This is a genomic window from Pedobacter sp. 01T416_2 (assembly GCF_056398925.1).
This window is the reverse complement of record NZ_JBFTQI010000161.1, coordinates 1-9,166: the sequence shown is the minus strand read 5'-3', so window position 1 is coordinate 9,166 and position 9,166 is coordinate 1. Positions and strand designations below refer to the sequence as shown.

The window sequence follows — 9,166 nt, the reverse complement described above, 5'->3', positions numbered from 1 at the left end:
GCATAGAATGTATCGGTAACAGCGTAAAAACCTGGCTGGATGATCAACCTGTTTCTTACCTGGTTGATTCGCTAACGGCCAACCAGGGTATAATTGCCCTGCAGGTACATGGTATCGGCCGGCCTGAACACGCCGGGATCAATATTTTCTGGAAGAATATCCGTATCCAGACCAAAAACATCAAACCGCTTGCTTTTCCAAAGGGTATTTACGTGGTTAACCTGGTTGCCAATAGCCTTTCAGGTTATGAAAAGGAGAGTGGCTGGAAATTATTGTTTGATGGCAAAAGTACCGATGGCTGGATAGGTGCCTATAAAAAGGCTTTTCCCGATAAGGGCTGGGAAGTGAAAAATGGCCTTTTGAGCGTATTGCCGTCAAATGGTGATGAATCGGCAAATGGAGGTGATATTGTAAGCAAAGGGCAGTATGCCGCATTCGATCTTTCCTTCGATTTTAAATTAAGCAAAGGCGCAAACAGTGGTTTCAAATATTTTGTAACTTTAAAAGAAAACAACAGTGGCTCTGCGATAGGACTTGAATATCAGTTGCTTGATGATAACCTGCATCCCGATGCCAAACTGGGCAGGGATGGTAACCGTACGCTTAGTTCGCTGTACGATCTGATCAAAGCGAAAAAGACAGAACGCTACTTCAGTCAGCCGGGAAACTGGAATACCGGCCGTGTAATTGTTTATCCCAACAACCATGTGGAGCATTACCTGAACGGGGTGAAAGTATTGGAGTACGACCGCGGATCGCAGGCTTTCCGCGACCTGGTTGCGCAGAGCAAATACAAGGTATGGCCAGGTTTTGGCGAAGCACAAAAAGGATATATCTTAATACAGGACCATGGCAACGAAGTAAGCTTCAGGAGCATTAAAATCAGGGAGCTGAAATCACGATAGTCAATAGTTTAATTGATCAACCATAACAATCTTTTTATATGACCGATAATAACAACGCCAGAAGAAGGTTTTTAAAACAAGCTTTACTGGCTTCTACTGCTGCGGCAATGCCGGGTTTTTTATTTGCAAATGGGCAGAATCCTTCCCGCTTTGGTACTGCCGAAAAAGTAAACCTTGCCTGTATCGGCATCGGCAACCGTGGGGGCGATATTATCCGCGAACTTCACAATACAGGCCTTGCCAATATTGTCGCCCTGTGTGATGTGGATATGGAGGCGCCACATACCCTGGCCATTCTGAAAATGTTCCCAAACGTACCGCGTTTTAAAGATTTTAGGCAGATGTTCGATAAAATGGGCAGCCAGATCGAAGCGGTTTCTATTGGTACGCCCGATTTCTCGCATTTTCCGATTACCATGATGGCTATTGGCCTTGGTAAACATGTGTATGTGGAGAAACCCATGGCCCGTACCTTCAATGAGGTTGAACTGATGATGAAAGCGGCAAGGAAAAACCCGAAAGTAGTGACCCAGATGGGTAACCAGGGGCATTCGGAAGCCAATTATTTCCAGTATAAATCATGGGTAGAGGCAGGCATCATTAAAGATGTAACGGCCATTACGGCACACATGAATATGCCGAGGCGCTGGCATGGCTGGGATACTAAGATTACTTCGTTCCCACCGGCAGAAACTATTCCCGATACCCTCGACTGGAACATCTGGCAGATRCAGACCCAGGGGCACCAGTATAACAAAGATTTTGTGAACGGCCAATGGCGCTGCTGGTTCGATTTTGGTATGGGCGCTTTGGGCGATTGGGGGGCACATATCCTAGATACTTCGCACCAGTTTCTCGATCTCGGTCTCCCTTATGAAGTAGACCCGATCAAGCTGGATGGGCACAATAACTTTTTCTATCCGATGTCATCGACACTTTCGTTCAAGTTTCCTAAACGTGGCAGTATGCCGCCCGTTGAAGTAAAGTGGTATGATGGAATAGACAATCTTCCGCCAATACCGGCCGGCTATGGTGTACAAGGGCTCGATCCCAATATTCCACCACCAAGCAATGGCGCTATTACTGCAGCTAAATTAAATCCGGGTAAAATTATTTACGGCAAAGACCTCACTTTTAAAGGCGGTTCGCATGGCAGTACATTATCCATTATTCCTGAAGAAAAAGCAAAGGAAATGGCTTCCCGCTTACCTGTTGTGCCCTTGAGCCCATCAAATCATTTTGCCAATTTCCTGAAAGCATGTAAGGGAGAGGAGCAGACCCGTTCTTCTTTTGATATTGCAGGACCGTTAAGCCAGGTATTCTGCCTCGGCGTATTGGCACAGTGGACAGGAGAAAAAATAGTTTTCGACAGGAAAAGGAAGAAAATTACCAGTAGTAAAAATGCAAACGAACTGTTGATCGGTCCACCGCCGCGTAAAGGATGGGAGCAGTATTATAAAGTTTAGTTACATTAAGCGTAGCAGACGATATTTCTAAAAACACAAATAGTGGATGTTGATCCTAACATCCACTATTTGTATATAAGAATACCAGCCCAATTGTTAATTAAGAACAATAGGAGGTAGTCTTTGGAGAGAAATTGCCGACCTATAAGTAAAATAGTTAATTTTTATAATAATATACAACGAATTATAAATGAAAAGCAACATGTTGATTGCCCTTGCTTTATTGGTATCAATAAACGTATTCGGACAAAAATCACAAGATTTCTACAAAACCCTTTCAAAAGACGGTGCCTGGTGCTGGTTTTCAGATCCACGTGCTATTTATGTGGAAGGCAGATCGAAACAGGTTATTGGAGGCTGGGTTTCAACAGATGGTAGTATTATGGTGGGCAGCTACAATACAGAAACAAAACAGATAAAGGAAGTTAATCTGCATCCCAAATTTGTTAAAGATGATCATGCCAACCCTTCTTTTTTACTGCTGCCAGATAAACGGATTATGGTTTTTTATTCGCCACACGGCGGCGAGGGCAGCAAAAACTATTTTAGAGTAACCAAGAACCCTGAAGATATCTCAGAGTGGCAGGAAGTACAAACCTATTCGAAAAACTCGGTAGGCTGGAGGGGCTTCACCTACACCAACCCGATTATGCTGTCGAAAGAAAACAACCGTATTTTCCTGTTTTGGCGTGGGGGCGATTCAAAACCAACCTTTATTTATTCTGATGATCTTGGCAAAACATGGTCAGATATTCTGACTTTGGTAAGTTCGAATGGAGTTGTTAGCAACCGTCCTTATATAAAATATACCACTAACGGTAAAGATGAAATCCATTTTGCTTTTACCGACGGGCATCCCCGTGATGAGCCATTGAACAGTATTTATTACCTAAAATATAAGGGTGGTAAGTTTTACAAGGCCAACGGAACAGAAATCGGTACGATGAAAACACTTCCCTTAAAACACGAGATGTGTGACCTTGTATATGATGCCAAGGCCCTGTATGAAAAAACACGTTTTGGTGTACGCGCATGGATCTGGGATATAGCATTGGATGCTGCAGGAAAACCAATTTTAGTATATACGCGCTTACCGGAGGAAACCACGCATCAATATTGGTATGCCAGATGGAATGGCACCATTTGGGAAGATTACAAAATCTGTAATGCGGGCAGTAGCTTTCCCCGTCAATATGAAAAGAAAGAAGACCGCATAAATGAACCACATTATTCGGGTGGGATCAATATTGACCATGAAAATCCGAATACTGTATACCTCTCACGTCCGGTTAATAATGTTTTTGAAATTTTTAAATATGAAACTGCCGATAATGGCAAAACCTGGACATCAGTAGCGGTTACCCAGAATTCGAAAAAAGATAATGTGCGTCCGTTTGCGATAAGGGGGATGGACAGCAGCAAAGAATTACAAATCTTATGGATGCAGAATGACCGCTACCCTGGATTTACAGATTACAACAGCCAGATAAAATTAGGTTTATTGAAAGAAAAACCTGCTGCAAACCTCACTAAACAAGCTGTTAATGATGCAATGAGTGTTGTTGCAAATTGGCAAATGAAAGAAACTGAAGGAAGAGAAACTGCTGATTGGACCTATGGTGCACTTTACTCAGGGATGGTAGAATATGCAAAAGCTACCAATGATACTACCTGTTTTAATTGGCTAAAATCAGTAGGTGATAAATTACGGTGGGCACAAAAACTCGATGCAAACCCGGATATGCGTTACCATGCCGATGATTATGCGGTTGGGATGATGTATGCAGAAATGTCTCGTGTTTTCAACAATAAAAGTATGTACCGCCCGATAGAGCGTTATTTTGATTTTATCTTGAAATATCCTTCCCAACGAGATCTGAAACACACTTTCGAACCGGGTAATTATTGTACTGAGCGCTGGAGCTGGTGCGACGCTTTGTTTATGGGACCAACTGTATGGGCGAAAATGGCAAACATAACCGGAAAGAAAACATACCTTGAATTTATGGATAAGGAGTACCAGCTTTCCTATAATTACCTTTACAATAAAGAGCATCATTTATTTTTTAGAGATGATGAATATTTTTCAAAGAAAGAAAAAAATGGTCAACCCGTATTCTGGGGACGTGGTAACGGCTGGGTTTTAGCTGGATTACCGCTCATCATTAAAGAGTTACCAGCCGATTTTAAAAACAAGAAGTTTTACGAAAATCTATTTGTAGAAATGGCAAAAAAAATAGCTAGTCTTCAGGATAAAAATGGATACTGGCATGCCAGTTTATTAGATCCCGAGAGCTATCCAAATCCCGAAATGAGCTGCACTGGTTTTTACGTTTATGCTTTGGCATGGGGTATTAATAATGGTTATTTAAATAAAGCAAAATATCAACCAGTGGTAGAAAAAGGATGGCAATCCATGATAAAATCAGTGTTTCCTAATGGTAAATTAGGCTGGGTGCAACCAGTAGGTGCTGACCCGCAGAAAGTAACTGAAGATATGACTGCAGTTTATGGAGTAGGAGCTTTTTTATTGGCTGGTACGGAGTTAACTAAGCTAGTTAAAAATAGGTAATTTTTGCTTTTTGTTTTAAATCTTTACTTAAACAGATCTACTCTTCGAAAGGTAAAAGCATTAACGATTAACTACCCAAATTTGAGTACATTTTGGGTAGTTAATATGGCTCATGGTTATAAATAGGCTACGAATTCTTTGTCCGATTAAATTTCAATACTTAAAAGGAAAACGAGAACGTTTATGTCGGTTTTAACCGGTTTCATTTAATCGCAGATGATAGGCAGTCTATCGCAATGAGCAGCTACACAGGGAATATTATTATTTAGGAGACCAGAAAGACGTAGTGCTCCATTAAAATCTTATTAAAGCATCTTTTAACCATTCAGTTTTGTAAGCTGAATGGTTATTGATTTCTTTTGCCTGTTTTATGGACTAGTTAAGGCAGACTATGAGCTTTGAATACCTACTATCTACAGCATTGAATTTATTCTGTTCGCAAAATAATAAACATTGCTGTTGCTGCTATCTTTTTACTTTARATCAAATATTTAAGGTTTAGTGCAAAAGCACTCAGTTTAAAAGTTAATCTACCTTTTTTATAAAAATAGCTCCCTTAGAGTCATTACTTATCTGACCTTTTATATTGGCTTTAATGGTAAATGCGGCACCGGTTTCATAATTATTGATCGTAAAAGGATAACTATTGTTTTTTGTGCTGGTACCAGCATAGCCGTTAAGTGTTTCCTCGGCCAATTTATTTCCATTTTTGTATATGCTGATAGAATTAATATCCAATCTGCTTTCGCCACCAATATATTGAAACGTTAAAATAAAATTGCCGTTGGCATTTACTGTTCCAGTTGCATTGATCTCTAAAGTTGTAAAATCCTTTTCCTTAATGTTGGATGGCCCCCATTCTGCAGCTAAGACACCAAGTTTTTTGAAACGATCGTATTTGTCTGGAAAATAGAAAGGTAACGAATACTGTTGCCTGTTTAATACTGTTATAGCCCAGAAATTGCTGAGATTTGTTATTTTGATGGGGTGAGTATATACTGTAGCATAAGGTGTTGGAAAAGACCCATCAGTAGTATAGCGTATTTCAGCACCCTTAACTACATTTTGTAGCGTGATGGTGTAAGTACTATCAACCTTTGTATTACTCACCAGTTTTGGTTGTGGTAGCCTAAAACCATAACCTGCATTTTGGTAGCGTTGGTAATGTGTACTCATTCTACTTTCAAATGCCGTCCAGTTTTTTAGTTTTACAGGTGTCCAGCAAACTTCTGCCAATGCACTTAGGCGTGGCAAAGCCAAATAGTCAAAATATTGCTCAGAGCGGTTTTCGTTCAATGGAACCATTTCGGCCAGTTTGTTGCCATGTATAAACTGGTCTGCCCACAAAGTGCCTGATGCACCTAATATTTGGCTTCTGTATTTTTCATCTAAACCATCCAACATGGGGTTGAAGGAATACACACGCTCTAAAGAAACCGGCCCGGCCCATGAAGCTGTTTGTACCTCGCCTGGAATGTTTTTCTCAAGCATATCAAAATAACAATAAGCAGTTAGCGATTGTACAATGCTGTGTCCTTGTTCTACAGCTTTGGCAATTTTTTTCTTGTCATTCCAGATCATTCCAACCATTTTTTCCTTTAAGCCATCTTCAATTGCTTCATCCCAGCCGACTAARGTTTTCCCATATTTTTTTAATATAGACTGTACCCTGTTATTGAAATATACCTGCAGTTCTGATTCATTCTTCAGTCCCAGTTCGTTTTTTTTCTTTTGGCAATCAGTGCATTCTTTCCATCTGCTGTAATTGGCCTCATCGCCACCGATATGAATATATTTTGAAGGAAAAAGCGCAGTTGTTTCTTTAAATACATCTTCAAGAAACTCAAAGGTACGCTCTTTACCTACACAATAAATTTCTTTACTAATAGAGTGTTGTGTTGGCATTACGAACTGCTGGTTTGTACAGCCGAGGTAAGGGTAGGCTACTATTGCAGCTAAAGTATGTGCTGGCAGCTCAATTTCTGGTACCACTTCTACATTTCGTTTAGCCGCATAAGCTATAATTTCCCTAATGTCTTTTTGAGTATAATATCCACCTGTTTTTTCAGCGCCCAAACCACGCCATCCACCTATTGAAGTTAATTTGGGGTATTTGATAATTTCCAATCGCCAACCCGCATCGTCAATTAAATGGAAATGCAATACATTCATCTTATACATCGCCATTAAGTCGATAAACTTTAAAACATATTCTTTACTAAAAAAATACCTCGAAACATCAAGCATCATACCACGCCAAGCGTAGGCTGGGGCGTCATTAATTATGGCACCATCAATTGTCCAGATTTTGTTCTTTTGGCGTTCCTTATTATAAATTTCGACAGGCAACATCTGTAATAAAGTTTGAATGCCATAGAGTGTACCTGCGCTGCTGTTCCCGGCAATTTTAACCTGTTGATTATTCACCGATAATGTATAGGATTCTCTGCTCTTACCGGCATTTTTTGAGACAACTAAAACTATCCCGTTTGATGGTAAAGTTTTAACCTCTTTTAATTCAAAGTCGAAACCAGTGGCAGGACTTAATGCCGATGCTAAAAGTGTTGCCTGTTCTTTCAATCCATTTTGGTAATAAATCTTAGTTCCTTTATTTATGTTAAAACGTTGGCCGTTTGCTTTATAGCTTTCGGGAAGTGGAATGATATTATTTTGGGCGATAGATAGTTTTGAAAGAAACATTAAGAAAAAGATAGGCAATAAAATTTTTGTCATAAGAAACTCAATTAGGGTTAAAGTAATTTACATATTATGCCATCCATCTTAAATATTAAACAAAGCACAAACGTTTGCGTTTAATCCGCTACTTTAAATTTTGCTTTAAAATGTTGACTGCCAATAATCCAATATCGAATCGATCTCTTGTTTTTTACCATACTATATTATTTCGATCATCTTTTGTTTTTGTAATAATAAATTTACAAACGACACCTATTTCGGAAATAAGCTGGGTAATTGTGCATTAACCCACGAGCTGGGCTATGCTGAATATAATTTACTGTTTTTCTATTTCTCCTGAATCACATTGTACCTTTATTTAAAAATTTTAAAGCAAATGCGGTTGCATTATCAGGGATATTAACACCGCTTAAACGCCACATTATTGTAGATCTATCGGTAAACAAACGTTTGTGCGGTGTTTTTAAATTGACTTAAATCAAATGTGCTTAGTTTTGATAAAGGTCTCTAACTAAGATCTATACCAACATCCTTTAATCATTTTATTAGAAAACAAACGAATAAATTATTCGGGGTAACCAACTAACCAAAAAACCTATAAAAGAGTTTTTGTTGCATGTAACTTCTTGAAAGAAATCGTCCTGTTGAAATCAAGAAGAATTACTGTATTGCCTGAAATAGACAGTATCATTCGCGATATGCCTTTCAGGTAATACTGTAATTAGATGAGTGTAATATCTAACCGGAGATATTTGGCTGGTGCAGCATAAAAGATTAATAGCAGTAGCGGTGATGGTTGTTTTTTGATAATAAGAACTGAAAATTTTAACTCATAACCGATGAACAGAATATTTTTCCTTTTGGCCCTGCTAACTTTAGTTATTACAAACGTAGATGCCCAGCAGGCAGGAAAAATCGACAATGATGCCAGATCTAACAGTCTGATCGCTGCAGCTCCCTTTTTACGGATCACACCGGGTGCCCGCATTGCTGGTATGGGAAATGCCGGGGTGGCGGTTGAAGCTGATGCCCATTCTGCGGCCATTAATGCCGCATCGATGGCCTACTTGCCCTTGGGGTCGACAGGGATTGGTTTAACCTATACCCCGTGGATGAGGAACCTGGTGCCGGACATGAACCTTGCCTACCTGAGCGGCTACCGTAAGCTGGACGAACGCAATACCATAGGGGCTTCTTTGAGGTATTTTTCTATGGGCGCAGTTAGCCTTACCGATGATAACGCACAGGGATTGGGAACGGCCCGCCCAACAGAGTTTGCGGCCGATATCAGCTATGCCAGGAGTTTTGGAAAAGAATTCGCACTGGGTGGCAGTATCCGTTTCATCAACAGCAGTCTTTATACTGGGATGACAAGTTCAGGGGTGCAGGCCGGGCCTGGAAGAGCCTTGGCAGCCGATATATCTGGGATCTACCGTACCGGGGTGATGTTGTTCGGAGGGCCTGCAGATTGGTCGATGGGGGTAAATATATCCAACATCGGGACAAAAATGAGCTATAGCGATACC

The 9,166-nt window shown here is 40.3% G+C and carries 5 protein-coding genes; 4 read left to right on the top strand and 1 reads right to left on the bottom strand.

Annotation, left to right across the window (positions count from 1 at the left end; all coding sequences use genetic code 11):
- From AC1DPQ_RS09135 to AC1DPQ_RS09125, 3 genes are all read left to right on the top strand, one after another.
- On the top strand, window positions 1-905 hold a 905-nt coding region (locus AC1DPQ_RS09135; RefSeq protein WP_477608918.1), incomplete at its 5' end, for a 3-keto-disaccharide hydrolase.
- 38 nt (window positions 906-943) lie between these two features.
- Window positions 944-2,371, top strand: coding sequence for a Gfo/Idh/MocA family protein (locus AC1DPQ_RS09130; RefSeq protein ID WP_477608916.1), 1,428 nt, complete (start codon window positions 944-946; stop codon window positions 2,369-2,371).
- A 190-nt stretch (window positions 2,372-2,561) separates the two neighbouring features.
- Complete coding sequence (locus tag AC1DPQ_RS09125) at window positions 2,562-4,943, top strand: glycoside hydrolase family 88 protein (protein WP_477580516.1); 2,382 nt, start codon at window positions 2,562-2,564, stop codon at window positions 4,941-4,943.
- Between the two features lie 525 nt (window positions 4,944-5,468).
- On the opposite strand, the gene AC1DPQ_RS09120 is transcribed toward AC1DPQ_RS09125, so the two are convergent.
- Window positions 5,469-7,676: a beta-N-acetylhexosaminidase gene (locus AC1DPQ_RS09120; protein WP_477608914.1), complete on the bottom strand. Its 2,208-nt coding sequence runs from the start codon at window positions 7,674-7,676 to the stop codon at window positions 5,469-5,471.
- An 803-nt stretch (window positions 7,677-8,479) separates the two neighbouring features.
- Between AC1DPQ_RS09120 and AC1DPQ_RS09115 the strand changes: the two genes are divergently transcribed.
- On the top strand, window positions 8,480-9,166 hold a 687-nt coding region (locus AC1DPQ_RS09115), incomplete at its 3' end, for a PorV/PorQ family protein (protein WP_477608912.1).

Excerpts from the sequence above, each read along its gene's own strand:
- AC1DPQ_RS09125 (WP_477580516.1), top strand. The coding sequence starts at position 2,562 with ATGAAAAGCAACATGTTGATTGCCCTTGCTTTATTGGTATCAATAAAC.